Raw genomic sequence first — 14,863 nt, 5'->3', positions numbered from 1 at the left:
GGGCTATGGGGTGGTGGGGGCGCAGCTCGCCTTGTTGCTGAGGGCGCGTCACCCGGACCTGCCGCTGCTCATCGCGGGTCGCCGGGACGCGCCCGCCAGGGAACTGGCCGCGCGGCTGGGGCGGGCCGAGGGCGTTGCCCTGGATGTCCGCTCGCCCCATGCGTTGGCGGATCTGGGCGGGAAGCCCCGGGCCGTGCTGTCCCTGGTCAATGACCCGGAGGACACGCTGCTGCTGGCGGCGTCGCGCGGCGGAGTGCCCGTGCTGGACATCACCCGGTGGACGTCCCGGTTGAAGGCCACGGTGCTGCGGCTCTCCGGTGCGACGCCGGGCGCGCCGGTGTTGCTCGGGTCCGCTTGGATGGCGGGACTGGTTCCGCGCCTCGTGGCGATGGCGGCGCGGACGGTGGGCCGCCTGGAGCGCGTGGAGGTGGCCATCCGCTTCGCGCTCGCGGATCAGGCCGGGCCGGACTCGTTGGAGTACATGGACCGGCTCGGCCTGTCCTTCGAGGTGACGGAGGACGGACAGGAGCGGCAGGTGCTTCCGCTGACGGATGGCCGGCGGGTGCGGTTCTCCGACGGACGCCACACCCGCGTCTTCCGGCTCGACACGCCCGAACAGGCGACGCTGCCTCGCGTGCTGGGCGCGCGGACGGTGACGACGCGGCTGGGCTTCGACTCGGGCTTCGCGACCTGGACGCTCGTCGCGCTCCAGCGGCTGGGAATCCTGCGGATGCTCCAGCACCCCCGCTGGACACCTCTGCGCCGGACGCTGCTCACCGGCAGCAACACCGGGGGCGAAGCCGCGTGGGTGGCGGACGTGGAGGGAGAGCGGGGGCAGGTCCGCATTGAAGTCGTGGATCCCCTGGGCCAGGCCCACCTCACCGCCGTCGGGGCGTTGCTGGGCGCTGAGCGGCTCCTGGGACTGGATGGAGCGCCGCCGCCGCCTCCGGGCGTGTGGTTCCCGGAGCATGAGCCCCGGCCCGAGGAGACGCTGGCCACCCTGCGTGCCTGCGGCGTCGAGGTCCGGCTCGAAGAGCGTCTGGCGCGCGAGGCGGCGTGATGGCCCGCCGATCGAGCACGAAGGCGCCTGGGCCACTTCCCTCGCCGAGTCCCCGGAAGGGAACCGCGGTGCACGCCAAGGGCACCGAGCGCGTGGAGCGCATCCTCGACGCGACCATGGAGGTCCTGGCCGGCGATGGCTACGCGGGCCTCAGCCTGCGCGTCGTGGCCCAGCGCGCGGGCTTGAGCCTGGGGAATCTCCAGTACTACTTCCCCACCAAGCAGGACGTGGTGCGAGCACTGCTGGCGCGCTACCTGGAGCAGGCCCTCCAGCGGGTTCGCGAGCGGATGGCGGGTGGAGGAAGCGAACCGGCGCAGCGGCTCCGGCTCGCCGTGGACGCCATCCTGGAGGACCAGGACTCACCGCACGCCTGCCAGTTCTTCGCGGAGCTCTGGGCGATGGCCGCGAGGGACTCCATGGTCGCCGACGCGCTCACGGTCTTCTACGCCGGCTATCGCGCGGGCGTCGTGGAGCTGCTGCGGGAGCTGTCACCTGAGCTCACCCCGGCACGCAGGGAGCGGAGAGCGGCGCTGTTGGTCGCCCTCTTCGAAGGCCTGTCCCTCTTCCGGGGCGGCGGGAACCTGCGCGGCGCCTCGGTGCCGGGGCTGGAGCAGGAGCTGCGCGTGCTGCTGGAGCAAATGCTGCTTCCAGGCTCAGAACGACGGCAGATCTGACGCCAGATGGGATGACAGCCCACCGTCCATCACCAGGGCGCTCCCGTTGACGTAGCCGCCAGCGGGCCCCGCGAGGAACGCCACCAGACCCGCCACCTCTTCTGGCGTTCCGAAGCGCTTCGCGGGGATTCGCTCCAGCAATCGCTGGCGTGAGGCGGCCGGTGCCTTCGCCAGCATGTCCGTCTCGATGTAGCCGGGACAGACCGCGTTGCAGGTGATGCCGTAGGCTCCCCACTCCGCGGCGATGGCCTTCGAATAGCCCACGAGCGCGTGTTTGGTGGCCGCGTAGGTGGACGACTGGGCGCCACCGAAGAGACCCATGATGGACGCGACGTTCACGATGCGCCCATGGCCTTCCGCCTTCATCCGCGGCAGCGCCCACTGACACAGGTTGCGCACGCCCTCCACGTTCACGCCGAACAGCAGATCCCACTCGGCGACGCTCACTTCATCCGCGCGATGAAACGGCCCACCCAGGCCCGCGTTGTTCACGAGCACCCGGGGCACGCCCACCTTCGCTTCGAGCCGGCCGAGCGCTGACTCCACCTCGTCCCTGTTCGCGACGTCGCAGGCCAGCGGCCACGCGCGGCCCCCGGCCTGGAGCAGCTGCTGCTGGAGTTGCTCCAGCGCGGCGACATCGCGAGACACCAGGACCACCTCGAACCCGTTCCGGGACAGCAGGGTGGCGATGGCCGCTCCAATTCCCCGGCTGGCCCCGGTGACGACGGCGACAGGTGCCTTCGGTTGCGTCTCCATCAGAGGACCCCCTGCGGCGGGACGAGGCGCAGCTCGTCGATCCGCACGTTCGGGGGCTTGATGGAAATCTCCCAGATGCACTGGGCCACGTCCTCCACGGCGAGCATGTCGGCCGGACTGAACTCCGGCCGCGACTTCCAGAAGGCGGTGTAGACGGCGCCGAGCGACAGCAGGGTGGCGCGGATGCCGAACGCCTTGCCCTCCTCGTTCAGGACGCCCGTCAGCCCACGGACGCCATGCTTCGTCGCCGCGTAGGCCCCGTTCAGGGGCAGCGTGAGGTGGTCGCTCACGGACCCGATGTGGATGATCCGCCCGCCGCCTCGGGGCTTCATCCGGCGGAAGGCCTCGCGCGCGCACAGGAACGTGCCCGTGAGGTTCACGTCCATCATCCGGTTCCAGTCCTCGAGCGACGTCTCATGGAGCGGCGTGAAGACTCCGACGCCCGCGCAGTTGACCAGGAGCTCGATGGGGCCCGTCTCCGCCTCCGCCCGCTTGAACAGCGCCACCACGGAGTCCTCGCGCGTGACGTCCACGTGCAGGCAGTCCGCCGTCTCCGTCGTCACGTCACTCGCGGCGCACACCACGCGCAGGCCCTCCGCGCGCAGCTTGTGGACGACGGCGCGTCCGATGTCGCCCGTGCCTCCAATGACGATGACATTCCGAATGCTCAAGCGCTGTACCTCTCCCCCGGGTTCATCCCCATGGCCAGGGTAGTCCATGGATAGCGAGCCAAGGGGGAATACTCCGGGGTGAAGTGCGAATCCGCTTTCGAGCTATTCGGGCGCGCCCTGTTCGATCCACGTGTAGATGAGATCGATCTCCTCTTCGGGAATGGGCGGCAGACCCAGGGGCATGCCCAGCACTCCCGACTGGAAGTGCCCGTCCAGCTCCCCCTGCCGTGCGAGCAGCGCGGCCACCAGCCGTGGCGTCCCGTCCTCCAGTCGATCCGGGAGCCCGCGAAACTGGCCGTCGCGTTTGATGCCCCGGACGATGCCGGTCCTCGTGGCCATGTCGAGCGAGGCACCGTCGTAGCCGAACCCGCCCGTGTTCCCAGGCCCCTGATCTCCGGGCCGCTGCATGTCGGAGTGGCAGTGGAAGCAGAGGTGCCGTGAGAGCTTTTGCGCCACCTCCGGATAGTGGACCTCGCGCTCCAGCCTCCGGGGTTGGTAGCGGGGGACTGGCGCTGCCGCCACCTTCGGCAGGGGCTCGCGCAGGAAGGCCGCCAGATCCTCGACCTGCCTTGGCGTGAACGAGAAGGTGGGCATCTCCGTGTCAGGGAGGATGCGGTGCGGATCCGTCAGCCAGTTCCGCAGCTGCGCCAGGGACATGCGGTCGCGCACGTGGCCCAGATCCGGGGCCCGCCTCCGGGACGAGTCGCTGTGGAACTCCGGCGCGCCGTAGCGCAGGGACGCGAGCGGGAAGTCCCCCCGGTAGTGACAGCTCGCGCATGCGTGCTCCGCGTAGAGCGCACGGCCCGCCGAGGCGTCACCTTGCGTGGGTTCCGCCGACTCCGCCTCGGTCACGGCGAAGAAGTCCGCGAGCAGCTCCGCGTCCTTCGGGCCCACCTTCATCCGGGGCATGGTGGCGCCGTAGAGCGGCCTCACCACGTGCGGTGCCTGGAGCCAGGAGACGAGCCACTCGCGCTTGACCCGCTGGCTCAGCGAGCCGAGGTCCGGGGTCCTCACCAGGTGGGTGATGTGTCTCTTCCATCGCTCGACTTCCGCCTGCTTGTACCAGGGGTCCATCCGTCCGGCGCTGATGGCCTGGTGGCACGTGACACAGTTCTCGCTCAGACGCGCGGACACCGGATCGAGCCCGGGAACGACGTGACAGCGATTGCACTGGAAATGCTCCACTGCCTCCCGTGGCGTCGACGGTGAGTGCTTCGTGGGGGCGAGCACCCGCGTCCGCAGGCGCAGCGCCAGCACGTCCGCGTCACGGACGAGCACGTAGGCACCACCGGCCATGGCCACGACGAGCGCGACGCCGGCCAGGGTGCCGAGGGTAGGGACGCGCAACGCCACGAGGGTCGCTCAGTAGTAGGAGGAGGACCAGTAGCTGAGCCGTACGTTGTGGCAGAGGAGCTCCGGGAAGATGATGGACTCTCGGGCCATCCCCAACCCCAGCACCAGTACGGCCGACGTGAGCACCAGGCTCATGATGGCCTTGCGTTTCGTGCCACAAAGCCGCCGGCCCGGTCCGTGGAAAAAGAGGGCTTGCAGGACGAAGAGCAGGATGGGGCTGGCCACCAGCACGGCGACCCCGGGAATGCTCATCGCGCAATGGGAGAGATCCCAATTGCTGACGTCCATGAAGCTCCCGCCCACCCAGGCCGCTCCCAGCAACAGGACGAGGGCGACGCCGAAGACGAGGAAGAAGTTCCGGCGCGCGGCCGTTGGCCGGGGCTGTCCCTCCGCGGTCGGTCCCCAGACGTTGTGGATGAAGACGCGGTTCATGACCACCGCGCCCGCGCTCCAGAAGAACAGCTCCGCCAAAAAGGGCAGATGGAAGTCCCTCGCCGCGGTGTCCATCGCGTTGATGCAGGCGAGCGCACGCAGCGGCCACAGGAACAGGGCACCGAACAGGATGGGAGCGAGGGCGCGGGGAAGCATCTGGTGAGGCTATCAGGCACTTCGCCGCGAGTGCGAGTGTGCCCACCTGGCGGCTGAACCCATTGGCAGTCGCGGAGCCGGCACGGCGTGCGCATGCTGCCGGGGAGCGGTCATGGGGCCTACCCTTTGGAGTGCGTTCTGGAGAGCCGGCGCACCTGCGGGGAGTTCGAATGGAGCACTTCCTCACCCACGCCGAGCAATCTGTCGCAGCGCGCCATGCCAGACGTGCCAGCAGGGCCTGGCCTCGCTGGCTCCGCTACACCTTGCCGGGGGCCTGGGTGGGGCTCCTCTTCGCTTGTCTGGCTTTCACTCCGTCCCTGCTGCCGCGCAGCGGGCCGTTCCAGGGCTTCGTCAGCGGCCTCAGCGCGGCCATCGGCTATGGGCTCGGGTGCCTGAGCGCCTGGCTCTGGCGGGAGTTCGCGGACCGCCCCGCGAGGACGCCCCAACGGCGCGCATGGGATGCATTCTTCCTGACGGCCATCGTGGCGGTGGCTGCATCGCTGCTACTGGGCTGGCACTGGCAACAGCGCCTCCGCGAGCTCATGGGCATGCCCTCGTCTGGCCGCGCGGGGTATCTGCTCGCCCCCTTCGTCGCGGCGGTCGTCTTCTTCGTGCTCATCGCCGTGGGACGTGGCCTGCGCGCCGTGACCCGCGCGCTGGCCAACCGACTCGCAAGACACATCGGTCCTCGCGCGGCCCGGGCGACGAGTGGACTGGCCGTCGTGGTGCTCACCGCGTTGGTGGCCAGCGGCGTGCTGTGGGACGGACTCATCTCCGCGGCGGACCGCACCCTGGCGGTGCAGGACACGATGACCGACGAGGGCGTGATTCCTCCCCGCACCGCGGCTCGCTCAGGAGGCGCGGGCTCACGCATTCCCTGGGAGTCCCTCGGACGGGAAGGGCGCAACTTCATCGGGCGAGGGCCTTCGGTCGAAGAGCTCTCCCGCTTCCATGGCGCGGCGGTGAAGGAACCCATTCGCGCGTACGCGGGCTTCGCCTCCGCGCCGGATGCGGAGGCCCGCGCGGCGCTCGCGGTCGATGACCTGGAGCGGGCCGGTGGCTTCGACCGCGCATACCTGCTGGTGGTGACGACCACGGGCAGTGGCTGGGTGGTGCCGGAGGCCGTGGACGCGTTCGAGTACATGACCGGCGGCGACTCCGCGATCGTCGCCATGCAGTACTCGCATCTGTGGTCCTGGCTCTCCGTCCTGGTGGATCAGGAACGGGCCCGGGAGTCAGGCCGTGCGCTCTTCGATGAAGTCTACGAACGCTGGTCCAGGCTTCCTCCCGGCCAGCGCCCGAAGCTGCTGGTGTTCGGAGAGAGCCTGGGCTCCTACGGCGGGGAGACGGCGTTCAGCGGCGAGCGGGACCTGGCCAACCGCACCGATGGAGTGCTCTTCGTGGGGCCGCCGAACTTCAACACCCTGTATCGCGCGTTCACCGACCACCGGGATCCGGGCAGCCCCGAGGTGGAGCCCATCTACCGGCAGGGCCGCATCGTCCGCTTCAGCCGCCGGCCGGGGACGGACATCCCGCCCGCGTCCGCGCAGTGGGGGGACTCGCGCGTGCTGTACCTGCTGCATCCCTCCGACCCCATCATCTGGTGGAGTCCCCGGCTCCTGGTGCAGCGTCCGGACTGGCTGCGCGAGCCGCGAGGCGATGACGTCCTGAGCCAGATGGTGTGGATCCCCTTCGTCACGTTCTGGCAGGTGACGGCGGACCTTCCCCTGGGCATGGAGGTGCCCGCGGGCCACGGCCACGTCTACACCGCCGAGCACGTGGACGGCTGGGCCGCGCTCCTACGGCCCAAGGGCTGGAGCGCGGACCAGACGGCACGGCTGCGGGACCTCCTCCTCGCGCGGGATGCCACAAGGAACGACTGAGCGGAAGGAGGCCCCACCGCGCTTACGGCGCGTTGAGCCAGTCGAAGTGGTGATCCAGCGTGAAGGTGCCGTCCGGCTGGTCCATTCGCACGAGCAGCCAGGGCGGCACGGTTCCGCCCAGGACCGCCGGAACGTTCATCGGCTGGCGGCGTGGATCCTGATAGCGGTTGACGCCGCCCGCGGTGAGGGCACCCATCCGCAGGCCCGGCAGCGGCGCGCTGGACGTGTGGCACGACTGACAGAAGGCGTTGCTGGTGGTGTCCGGGCGAGGCAGGTCGGCCTCCAGATGGGGCATGGCCATCATCGACGGACGCAGGCAGCGCTCGCGCCACTGCTGCACGGAATGGGGGTTCTTGTGCACACGGTCGATGCACAGGTGCTCGCCCGACTGGGCCGGGTAGTCCAGCGGCTCCACGTAGGACTGCAGCCGCATCTGCTCACACAGGGCCCGGCCCGACGAGAGCGGGTATTGGAACGAACGTGAGCGCAGCGTCTCCAGCACCGGCGAGTACACCTCCGAAGGGCGGTAGGTCAGGTCCACGGTCGTTCCCAGCGCCTGGTTGCACAGCAGCTCCTCCACCCAGGGCCGCACCGAATCCCCGGGGGAGAGCGCGTAGATGCGCAGCTCGTCCACCCAGCCCTGGAAGGGCAGCCGCGCCTGGCCCCGGACGAAGTCGGGACCCGGGTCGCCGACCGTCATCCACGTCCAGCCATTCATGGAGTTGTACATCGGGTCGAAGCCCACGTCGTAGGGCGCCACGGTCAGCGACGAGTGCGCCGTGCCGTTGATGTAGAACGTGAGCTTCCGCTGCCCGGCGAGGGTGTAGACCTTCATGCCGAAGTGGAAGTATTTGCCGGGCTGCACCAGCGAACCCAGGTTGACGGTGAACGTGGAGCCCGTCTGGCCGTTGTAGCCGGTGAGCTCGTGCCACGTGTTGGAGTAACCGTCGACCGCCTGCACCAGGCCCACCCACGAGTTGTCGGAGAAGTAGAACAGGGTGCGAGGCACCGTGCGTGAGACGGCGCCGGGCCGGGGGACGAACGGCGCATCCATCCGGGAGTCCAGCCAGATGCCGAACAGCCAATCGCGGCGCGAGCCGTCCACCGGGTAGCCCATGTCCATGAAGTCGTTGCGGCCATCCAGCCAGACGCCCTTGCCGCTGACGCCGCCCAGGGCCACCGGTTCGATGCGCGCGCCGCCCCGCAGCCGCACGGAGCCCGGAGGCTGGGGCCCATCCGTGCCGAACAGCGGGCTGCCCGTGGCCGCGTTCTGCGCCAGCGGGTTGCGCATGAATTGGAAGTCCGCGATGTCGCCTCCGCGCACGTAGGCCCAGGCGTTGCGGGTGGGCATGAAGCCATCCTGCGGGAAGGTCTCCGCGCGCAGCGGGCCTTCCGGAGATACGTCCATGCGCATGGCCGCGTTCATGTGCGCCACCACGAAGGCTCGCTTGTTGAGGTAGTCGTCGAAGGCCACCTCGGAGTTGCGCTGGGTGTTGGATTGGAAGTTCCACACCACGTCGAACGGGAGCGTGGGCCGCAAGGCATTGAAGGTGTTGAGCTGGTTCTCGAACGAGAACAGCTGCGAGCTGCCCTTGGGCGACAGCGACAGGTCCGCGCCCGCGTAGAGGCGCAGGGAATAGGTGCGCTGGTAGCGGTCCTCGCTGTTGCCCCCCAGGTCGGTGATGCTCATGCCGTTGTCCAGGATGACGGCCTTGCCGTGCGTCCAGGCCCCCAGCACGCTGATGGCCTGCGCCGGCGCGCGGTCCGGGTTGAAGCGGGCCCGGTCCGCGTCGGACGTGGGCGCGCTCCACAGCTGATCGAGGTAGGAGGCGGGCGCGGAGCGATCCTCCCTCACCACCTGTCGCGCGTAGTAGCCGTCATGGGGGTTGTTCTTCGCCGCGAAGAACAGGTTCTTGCCCTCGCGGTCCAGCCACGCGTACGCGCCCTGGTTGCGCACGCCGAAGGGGATGGGGTTGCCCATCGTGTCGCGGAAGTTGCGCGGCTGGCCGTTGATGACCTGCGAGCGGGCCAGCTCGTAGCGGGTGTTCACCGCCGGATCCATGGGCATCATGCTGATGGGCTTGAAGTGACTCCAGGTCGCGGCCTGGCAGATGGCGTCCGAGGACGCGTAGAAGAGGCCGCCCATGTTCAGGATGAGCATCCGGCCATCGCCGCTGGTCGCGGGTTCGAACATCGCCAGGTGCTTCTCATCCGGCCCGCTTCCGATGATGCCGTTCCAGGTGGAGCCGTTTCCGATGACGGCGTCCTCGTCGTCCTCCACCTTCAGGTCGCCCGCGAAGCTCTGCCGGTCGAAGAACTGGCACCACTTGGGGGCGGTGGCGGCGGTGTTGCGGACATAGTAGGTGAAGCCGAAGATCTTCTTGGGGACGTAGCACTGGAAGCTGGCGTTCTGCGTGAACAGCCGGATCCAGTCGATGGTGTCCGGCGCCCCGGGGACGCTGTACGCGGAGCCGGTGCTCATGTCGCCCCAGTTGGAGTCGTGGACGTTGAACGGGCGGAACGGCGGCAGGTCCCAGGTGGGCAGGGACTTGACCTCGCCCTCGGGGTTGCGCGGGTAGACCCACAGGCCCCAGTTCGCGGTGCCTCCACCCACGTTATCTCCCGCCATCGCGCGTTTGGCATTGCGCACGAACACGGTGAGCGCCGTGGAGCGCAGCTCCCAGCGCTTCCCGTCGGACGCGACCATGCCGTAGACGAGCGAGATGTCGTAGCAGTCCCCGGAAACCCACGGAGAGGTGGCCTCGTAGCGGGCCCGGCACGCCAGCGGGTTGCGGCCGCGGCCCCCCGCGTTCAACGACGACACGGAGTCCTCGCACATCGTGCTGTGGAGCATGTCCGGAAAGTCGCCGTTGTTCTTCGCCGCGAGCCGGCTGTAGCCGGGCATCGGGTTGAAGGCGACGAAGGGATGGAGCCCCGGCTGCCAGCCAGGCTGCACGTAGGCGGTGCCCTTCTGGGCGAAGTCGTAGCGGAAGTCCTCGCCCAGCAGCTCCGGCCGGAAGGTGTAGAGGAGGGAGCCCTCCCCGCAGCCACGGCAGCCACCGCGCACGAAGAGGCGACCGTCGTTGCTGCCCCGGTTGAAGGGCAGCACCTGGATGGCCTGCGACGCGTTCGCGGACTCAGGCGTGCGCGGCGTGTTCCAGCCGTTGTCGTATTCGAACGGCGGAAAGGGCTGCATCACGTTGGTGAGCGCCGAGGGCCGCACGGACAGCGGCGTGGTGCTGGACGCGCGATAGGGACGCCACGCCGCCGACAGCTCGCGGAAGATGCTGGGGCGCTGGGGGTTCTCCGCGTTGTAACAATTGTCGATGCGGCTGTAGTCGTTGGAACACGCGGCGGTGCCCACGAAGGCCACTTCGGAGAACTGCGTCGGCGGGTCCAGCCGGGCTTCGGACGTGGCGAGCGACGAGGGTGGGGACGGCTCCGCGGCAGGCAATGAATCACATGCCACGTTGATGCAGAGCAGGGCCAGGGCGCTGGCCCGCCAGGGAATTCGAGACGCGGGGTGAGGATGCATGAGACGCGGTGTAACTGTCTCACGCGGCCTTCCGTCAACTGGGGCTATTGCGACTGCGTCGACGACGCGGCCGGGGCGGGGACGCACTTCGTCTCGTACACGCTGACGATGCGCTTGAAGTCCTGGCGCGTCGCATCCGAGACCCCTTCGTGGAGCATGTCGAGCGCACGCCGCCCCATGGATACGGCCTCGTTGCAGCGCCCGGTCTGGAAGAACAGCGCCGCCTGGGTGTTGAGGATGACCGAGTTGCCCGGCATCAGCCGCACCGCGCGCTGGGCGGGGGCGAGTCCCTTCTGGGGCTGCTCGGTGATGACGTAGTACCAGGCCAGACCATTCTGGACGGAGGGGCTGTCCGGCAGCAGCTCCGCGGCACGCTGGCGGGCCTGTTCCTGGGTGGCGGACGCGTCGCCTTCGGCCTCCAGCGAGGTGGCGAGCAGATCCCACGCGCGCCCATCCTCCGGATGCTTCTCCACGAGCAGCCGCGCGAGCTTCAGCCGCTCGGCCTTGTCCATCTTCTCGGCCCGCATCCGCTGGGTCTCCACATGGGTCGGGTCCTCCTTCAGCGCCTGCTCCAGCTCCAGGTCCGCCTTGCGCTGGCGCCCCTCCCGCGGCACGTCCCCGGGCGCCTGGGTGAAGAGGATGGAGCGGATGACGTGCACGTCCGCGGGCTCCAGGGCGCGTGTCTGGGTTTGCGTGGGCACGGGCGGCAGCGGCTGGGTGGAGATGGCGTAGCGCCCGAGCTGCACGTAGTTCGCGAGGGCGGCCTGGTACGAGTCGTCGCCCTGGAAGGCCACCGCGAAGGCGCGCCGGGGGTCCTCGCCGCGGGCCAGCTGGTTCTGGAAGGCGTCGAAGCGGTCGCCGTGCTCGTTGATGAGGTAGTGCACCCACAGCCACGCCGAGGCGTAGTGGCGCTGAAGCTCCGCGGTGCTCTGGTTCGTCTTGCCGTCCCACTGCCACAGCTCGGCCAGCGTGAGCCAACCGTGCACGCGCACGTACTGGAGCAGCGCCGGACTGGCCCGGCCGAGCACCGCTTTGTGATCGCTGGGCCGGATGGTGACGGTCTGCAGGTAGGACGCCAGGCCTTCCGACACCCATCGCGGCTGGCGGGGCATGGCGAAGGCGCTCAGGTAGTGCGCCAGCTCGTGGGCCTGGGTCTCCTTGTCACCCGTCGTGTCCGCCAGCAGGTAGCCGCCGCCACCCGTCATCACCATCCGCGGGCCGTCGGGCGTCTGTCCGGCGAAGCCCGCGTAGCGCGCGTCGGTGAACTCCTCCAGGTCGCGGGGATTGCTGAGCACGATGACGTCCACGGTGCCCGGCGGGTCGAAGCCCGCGCCCCAGGCAAGGAGCAGCGCCCGCCGGAACTCCTCCAGCTCCACCGCGCTCTTCGCCGCCGCCTGTTCCTCCAGGTTCGTGCGCACGCGGAAGTGCGTGCTGCGCACCTCGCGCCAGGGCCGTCCACCCTCGGCCGGACACAGGGCCCGGCTCGCCGTGCAGCCCGAAAACAACGCCAGTACCAACCCGAGGAGCCCCAAGCGAATGCCCATGGCCGCGGCTTCTGGCACACCCACCGGGTGAAAAGACAGCGGCCCCCGGCATGGCGAAGGGGCGCTCCGGCCCCCACGGTGGCCCTCGCGCTGAGATGAAACATCAGTGAATCCGGGCACTTCGATTCACTCGACGGGTCCCGGCGGTCCCCCTGGCTGTCCGGGGGCCCCTCCCGCCTCAAGGACCCCGGTGGGGCCGACCGCTCCGAGGAGGCTCCCCGCTCGGCCTGAAATCACGTATAGGCCTCCGCACATTTCGCGCGGCACGCGAGCGATCCGCAGGGTGAGCGGTCAGGAACCCCCGGGACTGCTCTGGAGGAACGGATGGAGTTGTCGAGTCTCGAGTCGGAATTCTGGGCGATCGCACCGAGCGTCATCGGCGCCGTCGGTCTGCTCTTCGCTGCGTTCTTCTACTTCCGCGTCAAGGGTCTCCCCGAAGGTGACGCGACGATGAACCGCATCGCGGGCTACATCCGCGAAGGCGCGATGGCGTTCCTCGTCCGCGAATACAAGGTGCTCGCGGTCTACTGCGTGGTCGTGGCCATCGTCATCGGCCTGGCGCTGGGCCCGGTCGCCAGCGCGAGCTTCGTGGCGGGCGCGTTCCTGTCGCTGCTCGCGGGCTACATCGGCATGAAGGCCGCGACGTTCGCGAACGTGCGCACCGCGCAGGCCGCGCGCACCGGCTCCAAGCCGAACGCGCTGCTCGTCGCCCTGGATGGCGGCGCCGTGATGGGCCTCGCCGTCGCCGGCCTGGGCCTCATCGGCATGGGCGTCGTCTACTACGCGTTCCGCTCCAGCCCGGAGCTATCCCCCGTCCTCCACTCGTTCGCCGTGGGCGCCAGCTCCATCGCGCTCTTCGCGCGCGTGGGCGGCGGCATCTACACCAAGGCCGCGGACGTGGGCTCCGACATCGCGGGCAAGGTCATCGAGAACATCCCCGAGGACGACCCGCGCAACCCCGGCGTCATCGCCGACAACGTGGGTGACAACGTGGGCGACGTGGCCGGCATGGGCGCGGACATCTACGAGTCCATGGTGGCCGCCATCGTCGCCGCCATGGCCATCGCGCTGACCGCCAACGCGACGGAGCTCTCCCGCCTCGTGGTGGACACGAACGCGACGGGCAACGCGAAGCTCGCCGGCGTCATCCTCCCGCTGGTGCTGTCCGCCATCGGCCTGGTGGTCAGCCTGCTGAGCATCTTCATCGCCCGTGCGCTCAAGCACATGAACCCCGCGCAGGTCCTGCGCAGCGCGCTGATCATGCCCCCGGTCATCCTGGTGGGCCTGTCGTTCGTGCTGATGAACGTGTTCGGCCTGTCCCAGAACATCACCATCGCGCTGGCGGCGGGTGCCTTCGGCGGCGCCATCATCGGCCTCGTCACGGACTACTACACGTCGTCCACGCCGGTGCAGCGCATCGCGGAGTCCTCCATCACGGGCGCGGGCACCAACCTCATCCGCGGCCTCGCCGTCGGCATGGAGAGCGTGGGTATCTCCATGGCCACCATCGCCCTGGTGGCCTACATCGCGGACCGCGCGCTCGGCCTGTACGGCATCGCGCTGTCGGCGGTGGGCATGCTGGGCGGTACGGCCGTCGTGATGACGGTGGACGCGTACGGCCCCATCTCCGACAACGCGGGCGGCATCTCCGAGATGTCCGGGCTGGGCCCGGAAGTGCGCGCCATCACCGACGAGCTGGACGCGGTGGGCAACACCACGGCGGCCATCGGCAAGGGCTTCGCCATCGGCTCCGCGACCCTCACGGTCATCGCGCTGTTCTCCGCGTTCAACCTGGAGGTCAACCACACGCGCGTCGCCAACGGCATGGCGGAGATGAGCCTGGAGCTCACCAACCCGAACGTCATCGTGGGCATGCTGCTGGGCTCCATCCTCCCGTTCCTGGTGGGCGCATCCACCATGCTCGCCGTGGGCCGCGCCGCCGGTGCCATCGTGGAGGAGATTGGCCGCCAGTTCCGTGAGATCCCTGGCCTGATGGAGCTCAAGGCCGAGCCGGAACCCAAGAAGATCGTCGACATCGCCACCCGGAGTGCGCTGCGCGAGATGATCTTCCCGGGCCTCATCGCCATCGTCGCCCCGCCGCTGGTGGGCTACCTGCTGGGCCCTGGCGCGCTGGCGGGCCTGCTGGCCGGTGCGCTCGTCGTCGGCGCCACCATGGCCCTCTACATGGCCAACGCGGGCGGTGCGTGGGACAACGCCAAGAAGTTCATCGAGAAGGGCAAGCTGCCGGGCCACGCCAAGGGCTCGGCCGTCCACAAGGCCGCCGTCGTCGGCGACATGGTGGGCGACCCCTTCAAGGACACCTCCGGCCCGGGCGTGGCCATCCTCATCAAGGTCATGAGCGTCGTGTCGCTGCTCGTGGCCTCGCTCATCGCGCTGCGCTGAGCTGAGCCGTCCCTGGGGTGCGGCCACCCGGCTGCGGGCGCCGCACCCTGGGTGTAGGAGACCAGACACCCGGCCAGGCAATGTCGGCCGCGTCAGAGGGCGGTGGGCGAGCGCGTGCTTACACTTCGTAATGTGTGCCGCTCGCTGTTCTCCTGACGATGAGGTGTCCCATGGTCCTGGAGTTCTCCCAGCAGCAGATTCACCTGCTCGACGCCGTGCTGGCCGAAAGCGCCGATGCGCTGCGGGACGAGATCGTCCGTACCGACAAGCTCGAGCTGCGTGAGGAGCTGAAGAGCAGGCTCGACCAGCTCCTGGTCATCCATCGCCAGGTGGAGGCCCGGATGCATCAGGAGCAGCCGGCCCTCTGAGCCTGGCCGTCACGGTCCCCAGGTGAGC

Annotated in this window: 11 protein-coding genes; 5 read left to right on the top strand and 6 right to left on the bottom strand. The window is 69.3% G+C overall.

The genetic code is table 11. From position 1 onward, the window contains the following. Together D7X99_RS09580 and D7X99_RS09575 are read left to right on the top strand one after the other, a co-directional pair. Nucleotides 1-1,060: saccharopine dehydrogenase (locus D7X99_RS09580; RefSeq protein ID WP_121777502.1), on the top strand; the 1,060-nt coding region annotated here is incomplete at its 5' end. 68 nt (nucleotides 1,061-1,128) lie between these two features. Beyond that, entirely contained in the window at nucleotides 1,129-1,734 is a 606-nt protein-coding gene (locus D7X99_RS09575) for a TetR/AcrR family transcriptional regulator (RefSeq protein WP_233613237.1), read from the top strand. Here D7X99_RS09575 and D7X99_RS09570 read toward each other — a convergent pair. The 4 genes from D7X99_RS09570 to D7X99_RS09555 form a co-directional block, all read right to left on the bottom strand. Next, a complete protein-coding gene (locus D7X99_RS09570) occupies nucleotides 1,714-2,490 on the bottom strand; it encodes an SDR family NAD(P)-dependent oxidoreductase (protein WP_121777494.1) in 777 nt (258 codons plus the stop codon). The two genes, D7X99_RS09575 and D7X99_RS09570, sit on opposite strands and share 21 nt — an antisense overlap. Further along, nucleotides 2,490-3,161, bottom strand: a complete 672-nt coding sequence (locus D7X99_RS09565; protein ID WP_121777493.1) for an SDR family oxidoreductase — start codon at nucleotides 3,159-3,161, stop codon at nucleotides 2,490-2,492. Before D7X99_RS09565 ends, D7X99_RS09570 begins: the two co-directional genes overlap by 1 nt. 102 nt (nucleotides 3,162-3,263) lie before the next feature. Continuing rightward, a complete protein-coding gene (locus D7X99_RS09560) occupies nucleotides 3,264-4,514 on the bottom strand; it encodes a cytochrome c family protein (RefSeq protein WP_233613234.1) in 1,251 nt (416 codons plus the stop codon). Between the two features lie 9 nt (nucleotides 4,515-4,523). After that, complete coding sequence (locus tag D7X99_RS09555) at nucleotides 4,524-5,102, bottom strand: hypothetical protein (RefSeq protein ID WP_121777492.1); 579 nt, start codon at nucleotides 5,100-5,102, stop codon at nucleotides 4,524-4,526. 278 nt (nucleotides 5,103-5,380) lie between these two features. Between D7X99_RS09555 and D7X99_RS09550 the strand changes: the two genes are divergently transcribed. Beyond that, nucleotides 5,381-6,985: an alpha/beta-hydrolase family protein gene (locus tag D7X99_RS09550; RefSeq protein ID WP_233613232.1), complete on the top strand. Its 1,605-nt coding sequence runs from the start codon at nucleotides 5,381-5,383 to the stop codon at nucleotides 6,983-6,985. Nucleotides 6,986-7,007: 22 nt separating this feature from the next. Here the strand turns inward: D7X99_RS09550 and D7X99_RS09545 are convergent, their stop codons facing one another. Both D7X99_RS09545 and D7X99_RS09540 read right to left on the bottom strand, forming a co-directional pair. After that, complete coding sequence (locus D7X99_RS09545) at nucleotides 7,008-10,520, bottom strand: hypothetical protein (protein ID WP_121777490.1); 3,513 nt, start codon at nucleotides 10,518-10,520, stop codon at nucleotides 7,008-7,010. Nucleotides 10,521-10,564: 44 nt separating this feature from the next. Next, nucleotides 10,565-12,064, bottom strand: a complete 1,500-nt coding sequence (locus D7X99_RS09540) for a DUF1570 domain-containing protein (protein ID WP_121777489.1) — start codon at nucleotides 12,062-12,064, stop codon at nucleotides 10,565-10,567. 324 nt (nucleotides 12,065-12,388) lie between these two features. On the opposite strand from D7X99_RS09540, the gene D7X99_RS09535 reads away from it, so the two are divergent. Both D7X99_RS09535 and D7X99_RS09530 read left to right on the top strand, forming a co-directional pair. Then, nucleotides 12,389-14,467, top strand: a complete 2,079-nt coding sequence (locus D7X99_RS09535) for a sodium-translocating pyrophosphatase (RefSeq protein WP_121777488.1) — start codon at nucleotides 12,389-12,391, stop codon at nucleotides 14,465-14,467. 170 nt (nucleotides 14,468-14,637) lie between these two features. Next, complete coding sequence (locus D7X99_RS09530; RefSeq protein WP_121777487.1) at nucleotides 14,638-14,835, top strand: hypothetical protein; 198 nt, start codon at nucleotides 14,638-14,640, stop codon at nucleotides 14,833-14,835. The last annotated feature ends 28 nt before the right edge of the window (nucleotides 14,836-14,863 follow it).

Source organism: Corallococcus sp. AB032C, assembly GCF_003668935.1.
GTDB lineage: Bacteria > Myxococcota > Myxococcia > Myxococcales > Myxococcaceae > Corallococcus > Corallococcus exiguus.
Note: the sequence above shows the minus strand (reverse complement) of the source record. Positions and strands in the feature narration are given on the sequence as shown.